The sequence below is a fragment of the Streptomyces cyaneus genome (genome assembly GCF_004028635.1).
In the GTDB taxonomy this organism is placed as follows: Bacteria; Actinomycetota; Actinomycetes; order Streptomycetales; family Streptomycetaceae; genus Streptomyces; species Streptomyces cyaneus.
The window spans coordinates 105,996-125,150 of sequence record NZ_RQJW01000010.1; the positions used below are offsets into that span (position 1 = coordinate 105,996).

Annotated in this window: 17 protein-coding genes and 3 pseudogenes; 10 read left to right on the forward strand and 10 right to left on the reverse strand. The window is 68.9% G+C overall.

Features of this window, described 5'->3' with window-relative positions; genetic code table 11:
- Nucleotides 1–73: 73 nt before the first annotated feature.
- The 3 genes from EHO50_RS32725 to EHO50_RS32735 form a co-directional block, all read right to left on the reverse strand.
- On the reverse strand, nucleotides 74–1,543 hold the full coding sequence (locus EHO50_RS32725) for an SPFH domain-containing protein (RefSeq protein WP_128434866.1): 1,470 nt from the start codon (nucleotides 1,541–1,543) through the stop codon (nucleotides 74–76).
- A gap of 133 nt (nucleotides 1,544–1,676) precedes the next feature.
- On the reverse strand, nucleotides 1,677–1,895 hold the full coding sequence (locus tag EHO50_RS32730; protein WP_246101628.1) for a hypothetical protein: 219 nt from the start codon (nucleotides 1,893–1,895) through the stop codon (nucleotides 1,677–1,679).
- Nucleotides 1,896–1,957: 62 nt separating this feature from the next.
- On the reverse strand, nucleotides 1,958–3,382 hold the full coding sequence (locus EHO50_RS32735; RefSeq protein ID WP_128434867.1) for an amidase: 1,425 nt from the start codon (nucleotides 3,380–3,382) through the stop codon (nucleotides 1,958–1,960).
- 267 nt (nucleotides 3,383–3,649) lie between these two features.
- On the opposite strand from EHO50_RS32735, the gene EHO50_RS32740 reads away from it, so the two are divergent.
- The 3 genes and pseudogenes from EHO50_RS32740 to EHO50_RS32750 form a co-directional block, all read left to right on the forward strand.
- Nucleotides 3,650–5,038, forward strand: a complete 1,389-nt coding sequence (locus tag EHO50_RS32740) for a glycoside hydrolase family 43 protein (RefSeq protein ID WP_128434868.1) — start codon at nucleotides 3,650–3,652, stop codon at nucleotides 5,036–5,038.
- A 189-nt stretch (nucleotides 5,039–5,227) separates the two neighbouring features.
- Complete coding sequence (locus tag EHO50_RS32745) at nucleotides 5,228–8,284, forward strand: alpha-L-rhamnosidase (RefSeq protein ID WP_425472294.1); 3,057 nt, start codon at nucleotides 5,228–5,230, stop codon at nucleotides 8,282–8,284.
- A 165-nt stretch (nucleotides 8,285–8,449) separates the two neighbouring features.
- Nucleotides 8,450–8,659: pseudogene (locus EHO50_RS32750) on the forward strand (MmyB family transcriptional regulator); the annotation flags it as partial.
- A gap of 26 nt (nucleotides 8,660–8,685) precedes the next feature.
- Here the strand turns inward: EHO50_RS32750 and EHO50_RS45900 are convergent.
- Both EHO50_RS45900 and EHO50_RS32760 read right to left on the reverse strand, forming a co-directional pair.
- Nucleotides 8,686–9,423 (reverse strand): aldo/keto reductase, encoded by a 738-nt coding sequence (locus EHO50_RS45900; RefSeq protein ID WP_342787017.1) that lies wholly within the window; start codon nucleotides 9,421–9,423, stop codon nucleotides 8,686–8,688.
- A 117-nt stretch (nucleotides 9,424–9,540) separates the two neighbouring features.
- Nucleotides 9,541–10,374, reverse strand: coding sequence for a PIG-L family deacetylase (locus tag EHO50_RS32760; RefSeq protein WP_128434869.1), 834 nt, complete (start codon nucleotides 10,372–10,374; stop codon nucleotides 9,541–9,543).
- 479 nt (nucleotides 10,375–10,853) lie between these two features.
- Here EHO50_RS32760 and EHO50_RS46145 point away from each other — a divergent pair, with 479 nt between their 5' ends.
- From EHO50_RS46145 to EHO50_RS32790, 6 genes and pseudogenes are all read left to right on the forward strand, one after another.
- On the forward strand, nucleotides 10,854–11,180 hold the full coding sequence (locus tag EHO50_RS46145) for a M24 family metallopeptidase (RefSeq protein WP_425472311.1): 327 nt from the start codon (nucleotides 10,854–10,856) through the stop codon (nucleotides 11,178–11,180).
- Nucleotides 11,140–11,271 carry a hypothetical protein gene (locus EHO50_RS45695; RefSeq protein ID WP_281288282.1) on the forward strand — a complete coding sequence of 44 codons (132 nt, stop codon included), beginning with the start codon at nucleotides 11,140–11,142 and terminating at the stop codon, nucleotides 11,269–11,271. The genes EHO50_RS46145 and EHO50_RS45695 overlap by 41 nt, the downstream gene beginning before the upstream one ends.
- A gap of 307 nt (nucleotides 11,272–11,578) precedes the next feature.
- On the forward strand, nucleotides 11,579–12,256 hold the full coding sequence (locus EHO50_RS32770) for an SDR family NAD(P)-dependent oxidoreductase (protein WP_128434871.1): 678 nt from the start codon (nucleotides 11,579–11,581) through the stop codon (nucleotides 12,254–12,256).
- A gap of 146 nt (nucleotides 12,257–12,402) precedes the next feature.
- On the forward strand, nucleotides 12,403–12,768 hold the full coding sequence (locus tag EHO50_RS32775) for a winged helix-turn-helix transcriptional regulator (protein WP_128434872.1): 366 nt from the start codon (nucleotides 12,403–12,405) through the stop codon (nucleotides 12,766–12,768).
- A gap of 178 nt (nucleotides 12,769–12,946) precedes the next feature.
- Nucleotides 12,947–14,026, forward strand: a pseudogene (locus EHO50_RS32785) (XdhC family protein); the annotation flags it as partial.
- Nucleotides 14,027–14,093: 67 nt separating this feature from the next.
- Nucleotides 14,094–14,807: an SDR family NAD(P)-dependent oxidoreductase gene (locus tag EHO50_RS32790; RefSeq protein ID WP_342787018.1), complete on the forward strand. Its 714-nt coding sequence runs from the start codon at nucleotides 14,094–14,096 to the stop codon at nucleotides 14,805–14,807.
- Between the two features lie 538 nt (nucleotides 14,808–15,345).
- Here the strand turns inward: EHO50_RS32790 and EHO50_RS32795 are convergent.
- From EHO50_RS32795 to EHO50_RS45360, 5 genes and pseudogenes are all read right to left on the reverse strand, one after another.
- Nucleotides 15,346–15,702 carry a hypothetical protein gene (locus tag EHO50_RS32795; protein WP_128434875.1) on the reverse strand — a complete coding sequence of 119 codons (357 nt, stop codon included), beginning with the start codon at nucleotides 15,700–15,702 and terminating at the stop codon, nucleotides 15,346–15,348.
- A gap of 108 nt (nucleotides 15,703–15,810) precedes the next feature.
- On the reverse strand, nucleotides 15,811–16,773 hold the full coding sequence (locus EHO50_RS32800; RefSeq protein ID WP_164905012.1) for an LLM class flavin-dependent oxidoreductase: 963 nt from the start codon (nucleotides 16,771–16,773) through the stop codon (nucleotides 15,811–15,813).
- Nucleotides 16,774–16,869: 96 nt separating this feature from the next.
- Nucleotides 16,870–17,214 carry a DoxX family protein gene (locus EHO50_RS32805; RefSeq protein WP_128434877.1) on the reverse strand — a complete coding sequence of 115 codons (345 nt, stop codon included), beginning with the start codon at nucleotides 17,212–17,214 and terminating at the stop codon, nucleotides 16,870–16,872.
- 85 nt (nucleotides 17,215–17,299) lie between these two features.
- Nucleotides 17,300–17,662 carry a Rossmann-fold NAD(P)-binding domain-containing protein gene (locus EHO50_RS45355; RefSeq protein WP_246101676.1) on the reverse strand — a complete coding sequence of 121 codons (363 nt, stop codon included), beginning with the start codon at nucleotides 17,660–17,662 and terminating at the stop codon, nucleotides 17,300–17,302.
- 130 nt (nucleotides 17,663–17,792) lie between these two features.
- A pseudogene (locus EHO50_RS45360) lies at nucleotides 17,793–17,978 on the reverse strand (SDR family NAD(P)-dependent oxidoreductase); the annotation flags it as partial.
- Between the two features lie 220 nt (nucleotides 17,979–18,198).
- Between EHO50_RS45360 and EHO50_RS32815 the strand changes: the two are divergent.
- Complete coding sequence (locus EHO50_RS32815) at nucleotides 18,199–18,897, forward strand: TetR/AcrR family transcriptional regulator (protein ID WP_128434878.1); 699 nt, start codon at nucleotides 18,199–18,201, stop codon at nucleotides 18,895–18,897.
- Nucleotides 18,898–19,155: the final 258 nt, after the last annotated feature.

Consider the following 19,155-nt stretch of genomic DNA (forward strand, 5'->3'; position numbering starts at 1 on the left):
CCGTGAGTCAGGCGTGAAGGGTCTGCTCCGCGTGGAGAATCACGTCTCGTGAAGGGTCACGTCTCGTGAAGGGTCACTTGTCGTCCATCGGCACCTTCTGGGCGAGCCCGTTGAGCGGCGAAGCCTCCTTCGACGCCTGCCCGTTCTGGTTCATCGACGCCAGCAGCTGACGCGCCAGCCCCAGCCCCGTACCGCCCATGGTGAGCGCCTTGGCGAACATGTCCGCCATGCCGTCGGCCCCGTTGAGCAGCACCATGTTGTCGACGTTGCCGAAGGCGGACGCACCGGCCCTGACGATCTCCGGCCAGTTCTCGGCGAGTTGCTGGGCGACGACGGCCTCCTGGTTCTCGGCGAGGGCGGCGGCACGGGCCTTGATGGCTTCCGCCTCCGCGAGGCCCTGCGCCTTGGTCGCCTCGGCCTCCGCCAGACCTCTGGCCTGGGCCGCGGCCGCTTCGGCCTCACCGGTGGCCCGGGTGGCGGCCGCCGTGGCCGCACCGCGCGTCTTGGTCGCCTCGGCCTCGGCGCCCGCGGCCGTCTTGACCCGGGTCGCCTCGGCCGCGGCAGCCAGCTCCGTCTCCTTCGCCTTGGCCTGCGCCGCCGAGATCCGCGCGTCGCGCTCGGCCTCGGCCAGCGTGCGCTTCTCATACGCCTGCGCGTCGGCGGGCTTGCGGACATCGGCCTGGAGCTGCTGCTCGCGCCGGTGCGCCTCCAGCTCGGCGACCCGCGTCTCCTGGACGACGACCTCCTGCCGGGCGGCCGCGTCGGCGAGCGGACCGGCCTGCCGGGCCTTGGCGCCCGCCTTGTCGCGCTCGGCCTGGTAGCCGGCCTGGAGGATCTCGCTGTCCCGGGTCGCCTCGGCCATCCGCGCGAACGACTGCTGCTCCGCCTCCGTGGCCAGCCGGTTCGCCTCGGCCTGCGCGATGCGCGCGTCCCGCTGGACGGCCGCCGCGTGCGGCATGGCGAGATTCCGGATGTAGCCGGTCGGGTCCTCGATCTCGTGGATCTGCAACGAGTCGACGATGAGCCCCAGCTTCTCCATCTCCGTACCGCACGCCGCACGCGTCTGCCCGGTGAGCTTCTCGCGGTCGCGGATCATGTCCTCGACCGTCAACCCGCCGACGATGGACCGCAGATGACCGGCGAAGACGTTGTGCACCCGCTCCGACATCAGCTTCTGCTGGTCCAGGAAGCGGCGGGCCGCGTTCGCGATCGACACGAAGTCGTCGCCGACCTTGAAGATGACCACGCCGCGCACCTTCAGCGGAATGCCCTGATGGGTCACGCAATCCACGTGCAGCTCGGTCTCGTTCAGGTCGAGCGACAGCTTGCGCACCGCCTGCACACCGGGCAGCACCAGCGTGCCGCGCCCGGTGACGATACGGAAGCCCATGCCCTCCTCGATGCCTTCCGTACGGTGCTTGGAGCCGGAGATGATGAGCGCCTCGTTCGGCTCCGCGACCCGCCACATCATCTTGAACACACCGATCAGAACGAGGACGGCGGCAACTGCCGCCCCCGCAACGACGCCGACAACCATCGGCATACGCCCCCTTTGCATGGTGCCCTTTCGGCACCGAACGAAGGGAGTGTGCGCCTGCGCGGGGCCCGGGTACAGGCGCTGACGGATCCTTGTCGAAACCTTGACGCAGACGGCCCTCACCTGCGCCTGCGCGGGCTCAACTGTCGTATGCGGCCTGGACGTAGACGGTTCTCGGCGGCAGATACTCCACCACCATCACCACCGTGCCCCGGTCGATGCGGTCCGTGCCGGTCGCGGGATAGGCGAGGAAGTGCTCGGCGCCGCCGCGCACCCGAACGATCACCTCGCCGACGAGTCCCGGCCCGACCGTCCCCGTGACCCGCCCCATGAGCCCGACCATCGACGCGTCGTTCATGGCCACAGGGTAGGGCCTGCGCGCAGAGTTGGCGTGGGCTTGCGCCCGAGGGCTGGTGTGCCTCAGCCGACCGCGACGGGTTCTTCCTCGCCCTGCTGCGGCGGCCACAGCTCGTGCCAGCGCAGCTCCGCCTCCAACTGCGCGGCCAGCGAGATCAGCAGGGGCTCACTGTTCGCCGGCCCCAGCAACTGGGCACCGACGGGCAGCCCACCCACGAACCCGGCCGGGACGTTGATGCCCGGCCAGCCCAGCACGTTCCACGGCCAGGCGTAGGGGCAGGCGGCGATCATCGCCCGGTCGGTGGCGAATCCGCCGAGCTCGAGCATCGCGCCGATCCGGGGCGGGGGAGCGGCCGTGGTGGGGGCCAGGATCACGTCGTACGACTCGTAGAACGTGCCGATACGACGGTGCAGAACCGCCTCCGCGCGCCTGGCCGCCCGCAGCGGTGCCCCGCCGAGCAGCCGGCCCAGCCGGGCGGCGCCCCGGGTGCGCGGGTCGAGGAGTGCGGGGAACGGCGTCGCACTCACCCACTCGGCGATACCGACCGTCGCGCGGGGAACGAAGGTCAGTCCGATCTGGCCGTACGGCGGATCCGCCTCCTCCACAGTGTGCCCCAACGCGCTGAGTTTCTCCGCGAGTTGGACGACCCTGGCCCGCACCTGAGGCTGCAGGCGGGCGGGCACGGCGGTGAACGGAGGCTTGAGGGAGAGCGCGACGCGCAGCCGGCCGGGTTCGCGGCCCACGGCCTCGGAGGCGTTGATCGCCGGTGGGCGGTGCGGGTCGAGGTCGTGGTTGCCGGCGGCCGCGTCCAGCAGGAGGGCCGCGTCGGCCACCGTACGGGCGAGGGTGCCGTTGACGGTGATGCCCTGGAACGACTCGCCGCGCGGCCAGGTGGAGATGCGGCCGCGCTGTGGCTTGATGCCGATCAGATGGGTCCAGGACGCGGGGATCCGTACCGAGCCGGCGCCGTCCGAGCCGAGCGCGGCGGGCACCAGACCGGCGGCGACGGCGGCCGCGGAACCGCCGGACGAGCCGCCCGGCGTGTGCTCCGGGTGCCATGGATTGCGGGTCGCGCCGAAGGCGGGTCCCTCGGTGAACGGCCACTGCCCCAGCTCGCAGGTGTTGGTCTTGCCGACGATCACGGCACCGGCCGCGCGCAGCCGCCGTACCGCCTCGCCGTCCTCGGCGACCGGCGGGAACTCCCCGCCGCAGCCGAACGCGGTCGGCTCGCCCGCCACGTCCATGTCGTCCTTCACCGCGACCGGCACACCGAGCAGCGGCCGGCGCACTCCGGCGGCCAGCTCCTCGTCCGCGGCCTCGGCCTCCGCGAGCGCGGCCTCCGCCCTGACCACCCGGAACGCGTTGACGGATCCCTGGGTCGCCTCGATCCGCGCCAGCGCCTGAGCGACGAGCGCCCGCGAAGTCACCTCCCCGTCAGCCAGCGCGCGGGCGGACTCGGCGAGGCCTACGGCACGGTCGGGCGTCATACGGGTCACCTCCGGGACGACGTCGTCTACCGAACGGTAACGTCCGCGGGCCGGTGGTGGAACGCTCTCGCCGGGCGCGGCACCAAGGTTCTTCACAGGTTTCTCCTGGGCCTCGCTTCCTCATGCGCAAACCATTGACGCGCCGGTACCTCACCTCTACCTTCTGATCGAATTTCCGAACTGCGTTCGAAACTCCGAACATAGGTTGAACGCAGGCCGACTGCAGGCATTCGGAATGGTCCCTTGAACCGTTAGGGAGAGCCGCACGTGACCAGACGTCCCCACACCCCGTCCCGCCGCAGCCTGCTGCGCGCGATGGCCGTCCTGCCCGCCTCGGCGCTGATCCTGGGCGAGGCCCCCGGCCTGCTCGGCACGGCACTGGCGGCCGCACCGCCCAGCGGCTCGGCCACTCGCTACACGATCGTGCCGTTCCTGAACAGCAACGACGGGACCGTGAACGTCTATCAGTCGGACGACGCCACCGACTTCCGGCTGGCCAAGGCCTCCGCCTACACGCCGCCGAGCAACCGCATCCGCGACGCGAGCATCTTCAAGCACACCAACGGTTACTACTACATCACCTACACGACCCACACCTGGCAGGACACCAGCACCACCATCGGCTTCGCGCGCAGCACCGACCGGGTCAACTGGACGTTCCTGTACGACTACACGGTCCCGATCACCAACCTCTCCCGGGCCTGGGCGCCGGAGTGGTTCGTCGACAGCGACGGCAGCGTGAACGTCATTGTGTCCTGCTCGACCACCAACGACGAGTGGATCTTCACGCCGTATCTGCTGAAGGCCACGAACTCCGCGCTGACGGCGTGGAGTTCACCGGTGGCGCTGTCCGGCATCGGCGCGAACCACATCGACACCTTCATCGTGAAGATCGGCTCCACCTACCACGCCTTCACGAAGAACGAGACGACGAAGTACATCGAGTACGCCACGGCGTCGAACCTCACCGGCCCCTACACGATCTCCCGCACCGGCAACTGGGCGGGCTGGGGCAGCTACCGCGAGGGCCCCGCGCTGGTCCAGCTCGACAACGGCGGCTGGCGGCTCTTCTTCGACGGCTACGGCGACGGCACGTACTACTACAGCGACAGCTACGACGCCTTCGCCACCTGGTCCGCCCCCGCCGCCCTGCCCGCGGTCTCGGGAACGGCCCGCCACTTCACGGTCATCAAGGAGACCGTCTCGGGCGGCCCGACCCTGGCGAAGAACGTCACCCGCTCCTTCCAGTCGGCCAACTACTCCACCCGCTACTGGCAGGTGCAGTCCTCCCTGCTCAACCTGCCGGTGGTCAGCAGCACCAGCGCCACCGCCGAGAAGCAGGCCTCGACGTTCACGGTCGTGCCCGGCCTCGCCGACGCGAACGGCTACTCCTTCCGCGACTCGTCCGGCAGGTATCTGCGCCACTGGGACTTCCGGGCCCGTTTCGACGCCAACGACGGGACGTCGACGTTCGCCAAGGACGCCACGTTCGTCGCCCGCACGGGCACGTCGAGCGGCTCGATCCGCTTCGAGTCGTACAACTACCCCGGTTACTACCTGCGGCACTACAGCTACCAGCTGCGGGTGGAACGGTCGGACGGAACGGACCTGTTCCGGCAGGACAGTTCGTTCGTGCCGGTGACGGCCTGGGCCTGACCTGCACACCTGCTGACCTGGGCAATCGTGCTGGTGGTTGCGGAGCACTCCCTCCAGTTCCAGGGATTCCCCAGGAGTTCCCGGTCGAGTGTGCACTAGTTGTGAAAGGAACGAGGCGTGAGCCATGTTGTCCGTCGTCGAACCGTGCTCGCCGCAACGGCCGGCGCCATGTCGCTAGGGGCCGCTGCCATGGCAGGAGGAACGAGTGCGGCGGCCGAAGCGTCCGCCCGTCCGCAGCGTGGTCCGGTGTGGGGACTCACCGTGGAACACCGCACAGACCCCCTCGGCGTGGACGCCGACCGGCCGCGCTTCGGCTGGCGCATGCGGTCCGCGGTGCGCGGGCGGAGCCAGGGGGCGTACCAGATCCTGGTGGCGAGCTCACCGGACAGGCTGACCTCCGGTCGCGCGGACGTCTGGAACAGCGGCCGCGTGCGCTCCGCCGACTCCGTGGCTGTCCCCTACGCGGGCCGGGCACTTCGCGCCTCGACCCGCTACCACTGGACCGTCACCGTCTGGGACGCCGAAGGCCGTCCGGTCGGCATGGCGCCCCCCGCCTTCTTCGAGACCGGCCTCATGAGCACCGACGGCGTCGGCGGATGGGAGGGCGCGCAGTGGATCGGTATGAAGGGCAAGACCCCCAACTCGGCCGGGGCACCGATGCTGCGCAAGGAAGCAGCCCTGAAGGACCGGCCCAAGGTCCGCGCGGCGCGGCTGTACGTCTCGGCCCTCGGCGTGTACGAGGCCTACGTCAACGGACAGCATGTGACCGTCGAACAGGACGGCGACACCACGACCGAACTGCTGCCCCCGGGCTCGACGAACTACGACGCGCGCGTCAACTACATGACGTATGACGTCACCGGCCTCGTGACACGCGAGCCGGACATCACCCTCGCGGTCGTCCTGGGCAACGGCTGGTACAACGGCCGTATATCCGAGGGCAGTACGTACTACTCGGAGGACGGCAACGCCCTGGCCGTCAAGGCCAAGCTGCTGATCCGGTATGCCGACGGGACCTCGCAGACGGTCGTCACCGGGCCGGGCGGCGGCTGGAAGGCCACGGACACCGGCCCTTACCGCGCCGACGACATCTACGACGGCCAGACCTACGACGCCCGGATGGAACTGCCGGGCTGGACGGCACGCGGGTTCGACGACTCCGCATGGTCGGACGTGGAGCGAGTCGCCTTCGACGACAAGTACCCGGACGCGCAACTTCTCGCCTACCCGGGCGAGACCGCACGCTTCATGCATCGCTGGGACCGGCGACCGCAGTCGATCACCGTTGCCACCGGGGTGACCGGACAGGACGGCAGCCCCAACGGCAGGGGCCGCATCGTCGTGGACCCCGCCCGGACGGTGACCGATCCCGCGACGGCGGCCTCCGCCTCGGTCACGATCGCCAGCGGCGAGACGGCTGTCTTCGACCTCGGCCAGAACATGGTCGGCGTGGCCCGATACGGCCTACGTGGCCCCGCCGGAGCCAAGGTCGAGTTCAAGTTCGGCGAGATGCTCAACGACGACAGCGCCGGCGCGGACGGCCCCGAGGGCTCCCTCTACCGGGCCAACCTCCGCAGCGCCAAGGCCACCAGCACGTACATCCTCAAGGGCGACCGGCGCGGCGAGACCCACCAGGACTCCCTGACCTTCTACGGCTTCCGCTACGTGTCCGTCACCGCGACGGACACCGTCACGATCATCGGCCTGACCGGGAAGGTCGCCACGTCCGCGATCCGCGAGATCGGCACCGTCACCACCAACGATCCCGACATCAACCAGCTGGCGAGCAACATCCGTTGGGGCCAGCGCGGCAACTACCTCTGGGTGCCGACCGACTGCCCGCAGCGCGACGAGAGGCTCGGCTGGACCGGCGACACCCAGGTCTTCTCCACGACCGGTCTGTACAACGTGGACGCCGGTGTCTTCCTCAGCCACTTCCAGGACACGGTCGTCGACTCCCAGGCCATCTACGGCATGGACAAGGCACAGTTCACCGGGGTGGCCCCCACCGGACGTTTCAACTTCCCGGGCGGCGGCAGCGGCTGGGCGGACGCCGGTGTCATCGTGCCCTGGACCGTGTGGCAGATGACCGGCGACGCGACCATCGTCAAGGACAACTGGTCGGCGATGACCCGGTACCTGGACTGGATCCAGGAGCAGACCGGTGACACCTACGCCGGACAGGGCTCCCTCACCGGCGACTGGCTGGCGCCGCAGAAGACCAGCGCCCAGCTGATGAGCGACGTCTACTACGGCTACAGCACCCGACTGATGGCGCAGATGGCCCGCGCGATCGGCAGGACGGCAGAGGGGGAGAAGTACGACCGGCTCTTCGGACGCATCAAGCAGGCGTTCGTCACCAAGTACCTGAGCACCGAGGGCGGCACGGCCACGGTCAAGTCCAGCCTCGGCGACGCCTCTCCGATCGAACCGGGCTCCGACCCCAACCAGAAGACGGAGGACAACAGCCAGACGGCACTGCTCTGGGTCCTCAAGCTCGGCTTCTACGAAACGGAGGCCCAACGCCGCATGCTCGTCGGACATCTCGCCGACAACATCGGCAACGACGAGGCCTACAAGGCGGCCCACCCGAACAGCAGCCGGGTCAGGTACGCCGAGAACACGCTCTCCGTCGGCTTCCTCGGCGTCAACGTCCTCGCCCCCGTCCTCACCGACGAGGGCCGCGCCGACCTGGCGTACGAGCTGCTCCACCAGGACCAGCTGCCGTCCTGGCTGTTCTCAGTGAAGAACGGCGCCACCACCGTCTGGGAGCGATGGAACTCCTACTCCAAGGACGACGGGTTCGGGCCGGTCAGCATGAACTCCTTCAACCACTACGCCTACGGCGCCGTCATGGAGTGGATGTACGCCTACATGGCCGGCATCGCACGCGACCCGGACAGCCCCGGCTTCAAGCACTTCCTGCTCCAACCCCACATCGATCCGACGGGAAGGATCACGCGGGTGTCGGGCACGTACGAGTCGCCGTACGGCGAGATCAGAAGCGAATGGGAGACCCACGACGGAGGTCGAAGGCTCGTGTACGACGCTGTGGTGCCGGCCAACAGCGAGGCGACCCTGCGCCTTGCGGCTGCCTCCGCGGACGCGGTACGTGAGGGGCGTACTCCGTTGGCACGGGTGGACGGGGTGCGTTTCCTCGGACACACGGACGGGGTGACCTCGTTCCGGCTGCCGTCCGGCCGGTACCACTTGACCGCCCTACTGTCCCAGGGCTACTCACGTTGACCGTCCGGGACACCGCACCCGCCGGGCCCACCGCAGCGGCGACTGTGGTGGGCCCGGCGCGTGACGCCGGACGTGTCGCCCGTCAGGAGACGGCTTCCAACCCCAGGCGCCGGCACCCACGCGGCCGTGACTTCTTACCGGACTCATCGGCGAACTCGTCACCCGCGGTCCTTCCACCATCCCGAGGTCGGGATCCTCACCCTCGACTTCGACGCCATGGAACTGCCCGCCCAGCCCGGCCTGACCCTCACCGCCTACAGCGCCGCCCCCGGCACCCCCGACCACGACGGCCTGCGCCTCCTCGCCGCCTGGGCCGCCACCGATCACGCCTCACCGACCAGCAGCCCCTCCGCCACCGACCGGCAGAATCGATGAACGCTGCACGGGGGCGCGGGAGCGGCTCATGAAGATGGGCGCGGTGTACGCGGAGCCTGCCGACGTGTGATGCCGTTGCGTAGGGGGCGGTCGAGCGCTGGAAGCAGACCTTCGCCCTCTCTTTGAGCGAGGTCAAGGCCGCCCCGACCCCCGGCCGGCTGGGCCGCGCCCGGGGGAGTAGCCAACGGGTCGTCACCGACCGGCCCCTGCCTACGGCTGTCGGCGCCGTGGGCAGGGACGCGCGTGGTGCAACAGGTGTTGAATCGCATTCCGCCGAGCCACTTGACGGCTTCGGGGTCGTGGTGGTCGAAGATGTGGCTACGGCCCGTGTCGAGGGTGGCGATGCGTGCCATCTCGTCGGCGGTGAGCTGGAATTCGAGCACATCGAGGTTCTCCGCGATGTGTTCGGGGCACCGACAGGGGGACGACGACGATGCCGCGCTGGATCTCAGCCAGCGGAGCGCGACCTGGGCGACGGACTTGCCATGTGCGCGGCCGATCTCGACGAGCACGGGGTTTTCGAAGAAGCCCTGGCCGCCCTCGGCGAGCGGTCCCCAGCACTCGTGCTGGACGCCGTACTCCCGCATCGGCTTCTTGTCGTCGGTGCGCTGGAAGAACACGTGCGTCTCGATCTGGTTGACCGCGGGGACGATCTCGTTGTGGGCGACAAGGCCGGCGAGCCGGTCGGGGTAGAAGTTGCTGACCCCGACCGCCCGCGTGCGGCCTTCGCGGTTGAGCTCCTCCAGGGCTCGCCAGGCCCACATCAGCGATAGTTGTCCATGAGCAGAGCTATTTGGCCCCTCGCTTTTCCGGGTGTGTGATGCGCTCGATCGCGCCGTGCGGTCGATGAGCTTTCCCGAGCTCCGCTCCGGATGAGTGGATCAGCGCAGTCCGGCGAAGAGATCGTTCTCGGGTACGGCCGCGCCGGTGGCGTCCTGGACACGTACGAAGGTCTCGATGCCCATCAACTCGCCGAACCTCTCCTTGCCCATCTTGAGGAAGAAGATGTTCTCGCCCTGACTGGCGTGCGCGGCCAGTGCGTCGAACTTCTGCCCGCTGAACGCGGTGGTGTCCACCCACGTGGTGATCTCGTCGTCGGGGAGGCCGATCTCGGCCAGCGCGGCGGCCTCGGCAGGATCCGGCTCCGGCATGTCCGGATGAAACTCGCGCATGATCTCCCCGAACCGCTGCATCCCCGAGCGGGGCATCGTGGTCCAGTACACCTTCGGTGTCAGCGTGGTCATCTCCAGCGCCGCCATCGTGATGCGGTGGGCCTGGATGTGATCGGGGTGGCCGTAGAAGCCGTTCTCGTCGTAGGTGACGACCACATCAGGTCGGTAGTGCCGCATGAGTTCCGCGAGTCGGGCCGCGCCTTCCTCCACGGGGGTCTGCCAGAAGGATCCGGGGGCGTCGTTGCTCGGCCAGCCCATCATCCCGGAGTCGGCATAGTCGAGCATCTCCAGATCGCTGACTTTCAGGACGCCACAGCTCGCCTCGAGTTCTTGACGGCGCATCAAGGCGACCGCCGCCGGATCGTGCCCGGGATCGCCCGGCTTGACACCCCCCGGTCCGTCACCGCAGCCGCCGTCGGTACACGTCACGAGAACCGTGCGGATGCCTTCCGCCGCGTACCGCGCGAGGACCCCTCCGGTTCCGGTGGCCTCGTCGTCGGGGTGGGCGTGTACTGCCATGAGCGTCAAGGGCCGGTCAGTCATGAAACAGTCCTCCAGCAGAAATACGTCTTGGTCCAAGTAGCGCGGCGGGCGTACCGCGATCCTGGGGCCCGGATCCTGGTGGGGCGGACGACCCTCTGGCCTCCGTGTCCCCCGCCCGTGCGGCGCCGGTCCCTCGATCGATGCAACCGTGCCGACCGGACCGGCTGTTCCCGACGCGGCCGCTTGGCCTTCCAGGCGTCGGCGTTTCAACGCGAACGAGGTACGGGCGCGACCTGCATTGTCCTGTCGCGCTGCGTCTGGCGCGTGGTGGGCTGCTGACCTGCGCGGTTGCCGTGCTTCACGGATGAACTGGACCGATACCAGAACAAGACGCTGGTCGACTCCTGGCTGGAGTAAGCCGCACAGGGAGACCGTGACGGGTGGTTCGGACCGGTCTTCCTGAACGGCTGCCACTACGCGACTGTTCGGCGGGCCAGATGCTGTGGTCGCCGCCGCCGCAACAGGGCGGCGGCCGTTCGATGCCCGCACTGTCGCGCCCCGGTAGATGCAGAGTGCCGGTTGCTGGCGTCGGGTCCCCGAACCAATCCGTGGTTCCAGGAAGCAACGGATCGACGCATCGAGCCCGGAGACGTCGTCTCGTTCGACACGGGGACCTTGTCGGCCCCGCCGGCTACCTCGCGGACCTCTCGCGCGCTTACATCGCGGGGGACGCAAAGCCCACCGTGCAACAGCGGCGGCTCTACGACGATGCACGTCAGTTCCTCAACGAGATCATGAGCGAGCTACGACCAGGGGCGGCCTTCGATGAGCTGGGTGAACGCCGTCGGGGTCGAGGACGAGGATGAAGGGATCAAGCTCGAAGAACAGGTCCTCGTCACCGACCAAGGAATCGAACTGCTGAGCCACGCCCCACACGATCCACGACTTGCCGAATGATCAGTCACGGGGGAGCGGTCTACGGAGGGTGTCCGACTGCCCGTGCCGTCGGCCGCATTGCGTCCAGTGCGTCATGAGCGCATGGCTGCGTCCCGCAGCCGGATTGCCCTATCCGTTTTCAGTGGGTACTGTGGCCACGAGGGAACCGGAGCGGCCTATCCGAATTCCTTAAACGGAAAGCCATATCCGGGTGGGGCCATTGCATGGAATGCGTGGAGGCCTCCGGTGCCGGTGCCGGCGCCGTCGGCAGTGCCGCTCTGACCTCGCCGCACACCGTTCCCTATGAGGTTTTGCGAAAGGACTTTCCATGGCCGGCATCGCCATCGTTGGAGCGGGCCCCCAGCTGGGCCTGGCCATCGCCCGCACCTTCGGCACCCACGGCTTCGACGTCGCCCTGATCTCCCGTAACCGCACCAAGCTCTACGATCTCGTCGGCCGGCTCGGCGCCGAGGGCATCACCGCCGCCGCGTTCCCCGCGGACGTACTCGATCGCGACGCGCTCGCTCAGGCGCTCAAGAACGCCGCCACGCATTTCGGTGGGATCGACGTCCTGGAGTACTCGCCGGCCGGGGCATTCGGTTCCGTCAGCCTGACCACCCCGGCCGAGACCGACCCGTCCCATGTGCAGCAGGAGATGGAGTTCCAGCTGTACGGTGCCATCGCCGCCACCAAGGCGGTGCTGCCCGCGATGCGTGAGGCCGGCGCGGGCACCCTGCTCTACACCACGGGCCCCGGTTCAGTCGTCCACGTCCCGAACGCCGCCAACGTCAGCAGCGCCGCGGCGGCACTGCGCAACTGGGTGATCAATCTGCACAAGGAACTGGCCGGGGCCGGTATCCAGGCGGCCCACGTCGCCCTCGACGTGACGATCGGCGCCTCTACGTTCTACGGACAGCCGAAGGCTACAGCCGATCAAATCTCCCCTCTCTACTGGGAGTTGCACACAACCGACCGCGACAAGGCCGAGCGCATCTTCAAGGGCTGACGCCACACCGACTGCCCTGGCCTGCCCTACTCACGAGGAGCAGAGCGTCATGACATCGAATGCCGATCGGCTGTGCAACGACCCGGCATCGTCCAACCCCTGCGCGGCATACGCCGTCGACCCGCTCCGCGACCAGGACATCGACTATGAGACGGCCGACGAAACCGGACCCGTGCGATGCCCCCGGTCGCGAGGCGGGGACTCGTAAGCAGGTCGACGATGGCATCACGCGCGCCTTCGCACTGCTCGGAAAGCGCTGGACCGGCCCGATCGTCTCCGTGCTGATCGGAGGACCGGCGTACTTCGGCGATCTGTGCCGGGCGATTCCCGGGATCAGCGAGCGCATGCTGTCCGACCGCCTCGCCGAGCTCGGCGCCGCGGAACTCGTATTGCGCGAGGTGCACGGTGGTCCGCCGCTGCGGGTCTCCTACCGACTGACGGAGACGGGCGCGGCACTGGAACCCGCGCTCAAGGAGCTTGCGTGGTGGGCGAGAGCACACTTGAAGTCCTGATGATCTTGTAGGTGTGCAGGTCAAGGACGTGCGGCAGGCGGGTCAGCTCAGGTGAGGAGTTTCGCGAGCAGGGCCATCTCGGTGGGCGGGTCGATCACCGGCTGGATGAGGAGTTCGTCGACGCCGGCCTGATCCCGGGTGGTGATGCGGGCGAGGAGGTCGTCGCGGTGGACGAGCGGGCAACGCCGTCGGCAGCATCTCCGGCGGCTGCGTCGAGGGCGCGGTGTACGAACTGTGCCTGCAGGTGCTGCATGACCAGGGCCCTCCCCAGCGCGCCTGGTTCGGCTATTCCGACGATGACGCCTTCGCCGTCGGCCTGACCTGCGGCGGCGAACTCGACGTCCTCGTCCAGCGCGTCGACCCCGCAACGCAGCCCCACCTCGCCACGGCCTTCGCCGAGGTCGCTCATGGTCGGCCCGCTGCCGTGGCACACGTCGTCGACGGCCCCGACGCACTGCTCGGCGCCACCTTGAGTGTGCTCGGCGACGGCCGTGTCGCCGGCGGGACGCTGGACGAGGGACCGACAGGCCGGACCGTGGCAGATCGGGCCACAGCGCAGCTACGGGCTGGACGCACCGCGCTTGCCTCGCTCGGCGGGGACGCGGACACCTGCCCCGACCGGCTCTCCGTCCTCGTCCACGTGGCCGCCACCCGACCCCGCATGCTGATCTTCGGCGCGGTCGACTTCGCCGCCGCCCTCAGCCAGGCCGGCCAATTCCTGGGCTACCGGGTCACCGTGTGCGACGCCCGCCCCGTCTTCGCCACCACGGCACGCTTCCCGCCCGCCGACGAGATCGTGGTCGACTGGCCGCACCGCTACCTCGAACGTGCCGAGGTGGACAGCCGCACCGCCGTGTGCGTCCTGACCCACGACGCCAAGTTCGACATCCCCCTGCTGCAGCTGGCGCTCGACCTGCCGGTCGGTTACGTCGGCGCGATGGGCTCCCGCCGCACCCACGCCGAACGCCTCCGCCTCCTGCACGAGGCCGGCGTCACGCAAGACCAGTTGGCCCGGCTGCGCTCCCCGATCGGCCTCGACCTCGGCGCGCGTACCCCCGAGGAGACGGCGATCTCCATCGCTGCGGAGATCATCGCCAACTCCGCCCGGGCGAGTGGTCTGCCACTTTCCCAGCGCACCGGACCGATTCACGAACCGACTGCTCATGGGCTCGGTGCCGTTTACACGGACGACCCCGGCTCACCATCCGAAGAGAGCCTGCGCCCGGTCACCTGGGCGACGCGCCCGGTCCCGGCGTGATCGGCCCGTACGCTCTCGGGGAGTTCACCGGACCCATCACCACGCAGACAGACGGGAGATGACTGACATGGCACTCATTCTGGTGACCGGAGCGTCGAGCGGCCTCGGGCGCAACACGGCGAACGCGTTGGCAGACGACGGGCACGACGTGGTCATCCACGTCCGCAACCCGGCCCGACTCGCCGACGGCGACGAAACAGCCCGGTGGAAAGGCGTCGTCACCGGGGACCTCGGCGAGATCGACGAGATCCGCAGTGTTGCCCGGCAGGCCGCAGAGTTCGGCCGCTACGACGCGGTCATCCACAACGCCGGCACCATGCACTCCCCGGAAGCGATTACCGTCAACGTGGTCGCGCCGTACATGCTGACAGCCCTGATGGACAAGCCGGCCAGGCTCATCTACCTCAGCAGCTCCATGCACCGCACCGGCTCCACTGACCTGCGGCGTATGGCCGACGGCACCGCCTCCTACGACGACAGCAAACTGTGGATCACCACTCTCGCGTTCGCCCTCGCGTCCCGCTGGAAAGGGACCTCAAGTCATGCGGTCGACCCGGGGTGGGTGCCCACACGGATGGGCGGTGCCGGTGCACCGGACGACCTGACCGCCGGGCACCAGACACAGGTGTGGCTCGCCACCCACGACGACGTGACCCCGAGCACCGGCGGCTACTGGTATCACCAGCGGACGCAGACACCACATCCTGCCGCGCAGGACGAAGAGTTCCAGGCTCGCCTCATCCAAGCCCTGGAGAGCCACACAGGCGTCCCGCTCGACTGACGCGACCTCCCTGTTGTGACGGCGATGGCCGGCCCTCCGCGCACGCGACCGCGGCTACCTGCCAGAGCACATCCCTCAGTGGGCTGCCGGACGACTGGTTTCGTCTCGCAGTCCATGACACCTCATCAAAGGCGAGGGGACGCAGCATCACCTACCGACGCTTCGTCGCCGTCCAACTGGTGCAGATCGCCAGCGGCCTTCAATTTGAGGAGGCCGCACGCTTCCTTGGTACGGGTCGGCAGACACATCGCTCAGATCGAATCGCCGGTGAACTACCGCGCACGCCGCATGTGCTACTCGGACTGGACCCTCAGTCCTGAAAAGTGGCTCACCGGAAGCGAGTGGCGACTCGCGCCCAGTGTCTTGATCCGCTTCCCGTCCATCAGCCCCCTCGACATGGGTGACAGCCAACCGGAAGAGGCGGAGCCACGGCTCTCAAGTCCGTCTTGCGGAGCCGCCGGGGGCGCTGGGCAGGTACGGAGAGCCTTGCTCCGCGAGAGACACGGTTCGAGGCCCTCTGCTGGCGGCTGCTACACCTTCACCACCAGCGGGGCTCCGGGCTTTTCCGAACACAATTGCAAGCCGCCGGGGTTGCAGACGCGGAGGGGGCCGGGCTGGTCGAGGGTGGGACTGTTGACTCTTCGGACGGTATGGAGTCGTCCCGGCGATCTTGGAAGACCTCCTTGAACATCGGCATGACTGTTGCAGCCAGGGAGATGCCGTTGGCCGCCTGCACCATCTGCAGCAGGTCGGCGGCAACGTCGAGGTCCCCGGTGGTCAGTTTCTCTCCGTCGCGCATGCGGACCAGAGCGCCCCTGAATGCCTCGGCGAGATGTGCGGCGCGGGGGTCGAGGGACAGCGGATCGATGTGGGACGGGTCGTTGGTCGCGGTCATGAGCGGTCCTCTCCTGGAGAGTTGGGTGGGGCGTCGCTGTTGGCGGACATCAGATGGCGGGCGTGCGGCTGGATTAGGAACGTGGGTGAATCCGACGGTTCTTGGTCTTCACGGTGTGCTCGGTTCCGCTGGCAGACCGAGTTCCTTGCGGATGGCGGGGGCGACTTCGGTGGCGAGGAGTTCGAATGGACCTCCTGGGGGCTGCCGGCCACCAGCGCCCCGAACTTGCCGGATACGGCGTCGAAGTCGTTGCGTGAGACGTGCCAGCCGCGTCCGGTGGGCGGCTTGGGGCGCAGGTATTCGCGGTAGTAGGGGAAGAGATCGTCGCGTGCACCCTGGGCAGGTCTTGCCGATGTAGAAGTGGGTGGAGACGGCGAGTCGGAGCTGCTCGGCCCGATGGCCCGCGCCGGTGCCGATGGCGCGGTAGTGCTCTACGGACGTCGCCGCGCGGCGGATGTCCCCGCCGATGAGACCGAGCGTCATGGGCAGGCCGAGGTACCCGGCGCGTTCCACACTGGCGGTGGTGCCGCCCACACCGAGCCACAGCGGCAGTTGGGACTGTTGGGGGCGGGGTGGGACGGGCAGGCCTTCCAGGGCCGGGCGGAAGCGCCCCGACCAGGTGACGTGTTCAGGGTTCTCGCGGATGGCGAGCAGCAGGCGCAGCTTCTCCGTGAACACGTCGTCGTAGTCGGCCAGTTCGATCCCGAACAGGCGGAACGCCTCGGTGAAGGCGCTGCGCCCGGCGATGATCTCGGCACGGCCGTCGCTGAGCAGGTCGAGGGAGGCGAAGTCCTGGTGGAGGCGCACCGGGTCGGCGGTGGAGAGCACGGAGACGGCACTGGCCAGGCGGATGCGGCTGGTGGCCTGTGCGATGGCGGCCAACGGCACGGCGGGGTTGACGACTGCGAAGTCTGGGCTGTGGTGTTCGCCGAGGCCGAAGACGTCCAGGCCTGCCTGGTCGGCGGCGATGGCGTAGGAGACGATCTCGCGGGTGCGGCGCCCGGGGTCGTGCAGGGTTCCCGTGGCCGGGTCGGTTTGCAGGTCGGACAGGGACAGGATGCCGAGTTCCACGGTCATCTCCTGGGCTCGGACGGCCGGTTGGGGCTGGGAGGAGGCGACCCGTGCTGTTGTAGTGCGGTGGGTCGCCGTGGCAAAGGAGGAGCTGGATCAGAAGGCGTGGGGTCCGAACCGGCCCCACATCACGACGGCCGCGAGGAGGAGCAGCACCGCTGTCACCGCGACGCCCGCAGCCTCCTTGCGGCGGGCGTGGAAGCCCATGGCCAGGGCCATGAGCACCGCGAGGCCAGTGGCGGCCAACGGGGTGAGGATGGTGGCGACGTCCAGGGCGGGCGGCAGGACCAGACCGACGGCAGCGACGGACTCGGCTATACCGATCAGGCGCACCAACCCTGGGGGAAGGTGCTGCTCACCGGGCTTGGCGAGCTTGACGACACCAGAGGCCGCGAAGGCCGCGGCCAGGACGCCCTGGACGATCCACAGGAACACGTTCATTCGGAGCGGAAACCCTCTTCAAGTTCTGCCGCGGTGCTGGCACGGCACGGCGCGATCGGGGTTCGACGAGGGAGCTGGTGCGGTGTCAGAGCTTGAAGACGAATTCGGCCTGGTCGCGCTTGGTGGTGTGGAGATCCCAGTAGACGGGCGCGATCTCCTCGGGCTGGGCCACCGGGAACTGGGGCAGGAAGGCAGTGCCGATCGCCACGTCGATGGCGACGTGGGCAGCCTGGATACCGGTGCCGTCCAGCTCCTTGTGCCGGTTGACCGCCCAGTTGCGCAGCGCCGCCGCAGCGGCGTTGATGTTGGCGATCGGCGGCTCGGGATTGATGGAGCCGGCGCCGGTCGTGTAGAGCAGGGTGCCCGCGCCGGCCTCGCGCATCGCAGGCAGGACCGCCTGGGTGGCGGCGATGGCCCCGTACAGATGGAACTCGATCTCGCGCTGCATGTGCGCGGGTTCGCTCTCGGCCGGGGGCGGTCATCACGACGGTGCCGACCGCGCCGACCGGGGAGTACTCGAGGACGTCGATCCCGCCGAAGCGTGTGGCGGCGTCCTTGAGTGCCTGGGTGAGCGCGTCGCGGTCGAGTACGTCCGCGGGGAACGCGGCGGCGGTGATGCCCTCGGCGCCGAGCTTGCCGACGAGGTCGTCGACCTTGTCGCGGTTGCGGGAGATCAGGGCGACGTCGAAGCCCTGGGAGCCGAAGGTGCGGGCGATGGCCAGGCCCAGCTGGGGGCCGGCTCCGGCGATAGCGATGCTGGTCACAGCAAGTCCTTTCGGGGGACGTGGTGGAGCAACGTTGCGTGAGGGTTGAGAGGGGCCTTGTCGGTGGTGCCCGTACCGAGCTGCTTCGGCGGCTTTCCCCCACGGCCACAGAGACTGGAGTCGCCTATCCGTTTCTAGATTCGGATAGCGCTCTCCGGTTCACCGGGGCCAGCGTAGCACTAAAAGTGGATAGGCCAATCCGATTGCTAGACTCGGGCGTATGACCCCTGGCGCCCAGCACCCGAACGAGCCTGCCGCCCAGCCTCTGCGTAGTGACGCCGAGCGCAACCGTGAGCGGATCATCGCTGCTGCGCGGACCGTGTTCGCGCGAGACGGCCTGAGTGCCTCCATGGCCTCCGTGTCCCGCGAGGCGGGCGTGGGGATCGCCACCATGTTCCGCCGCTTCCCGACGAAGGCAGAACTGGTCGACGCCGTCTTCGCCGACCGCATGGGCGCCTACGCCGACGCGGTCGCCACCGCCCTGGACGACCCCGACCCCTGGAACGGTTTCGTCGGATACATCGAGACCGCCTGCGCGATGCAGGCCGTCGACAGCGGTTTCGCCGACGTGTTGACCATGGTCTTCCCCACAGCCAAGACCTTGGAAGAACGCCGCAACCAGGCGTACGAGGGCATGGTGCAGCTCATCGGCCGCGCCAAGGCCACCGGCCGCTTGCGTGAGGACTTCGACGCCTCGGACCTGGTACTGCTGCACATGGCCAACGCCGGTGTCGTGAACGCCACCGGCGACGCCGCGCCTGACGCCTGGCGCCGTGTCGTCGCTCTGCTGATCCAGTCCCTCGAGGCCCCGGCCCGCGGCGTGCTGCCCGACCCGGCCGGGCACGAGGCCCTCTACAAGGCCATGCTGCGTGCCGGCCAGGCAGGCTCCACCGCACCGGCGCCGGGTAAGAGCGGCTGACCCCAGGACCCGATAACCGTGCCGCGCCTCGGCGCGACGGCAGTTCGTGGGGGAAGGGCGCCCAAGCGAGGGGCCTGGTTGCTGGTGGCGCAGGTCAAGGGCGAGGTGCTGGGTGAGGCGCCGGATCGGCGTCGGGTGGGACCATCCGTCGCACCATGTCTGCCCAGGTGGCTCGGAGGCGGGCGACGGGGACGCCTAGGTCGTGGCGCAGATGGTCCACAACGTCCATATTCACGCGCAGGAGCGTTGACACATGGT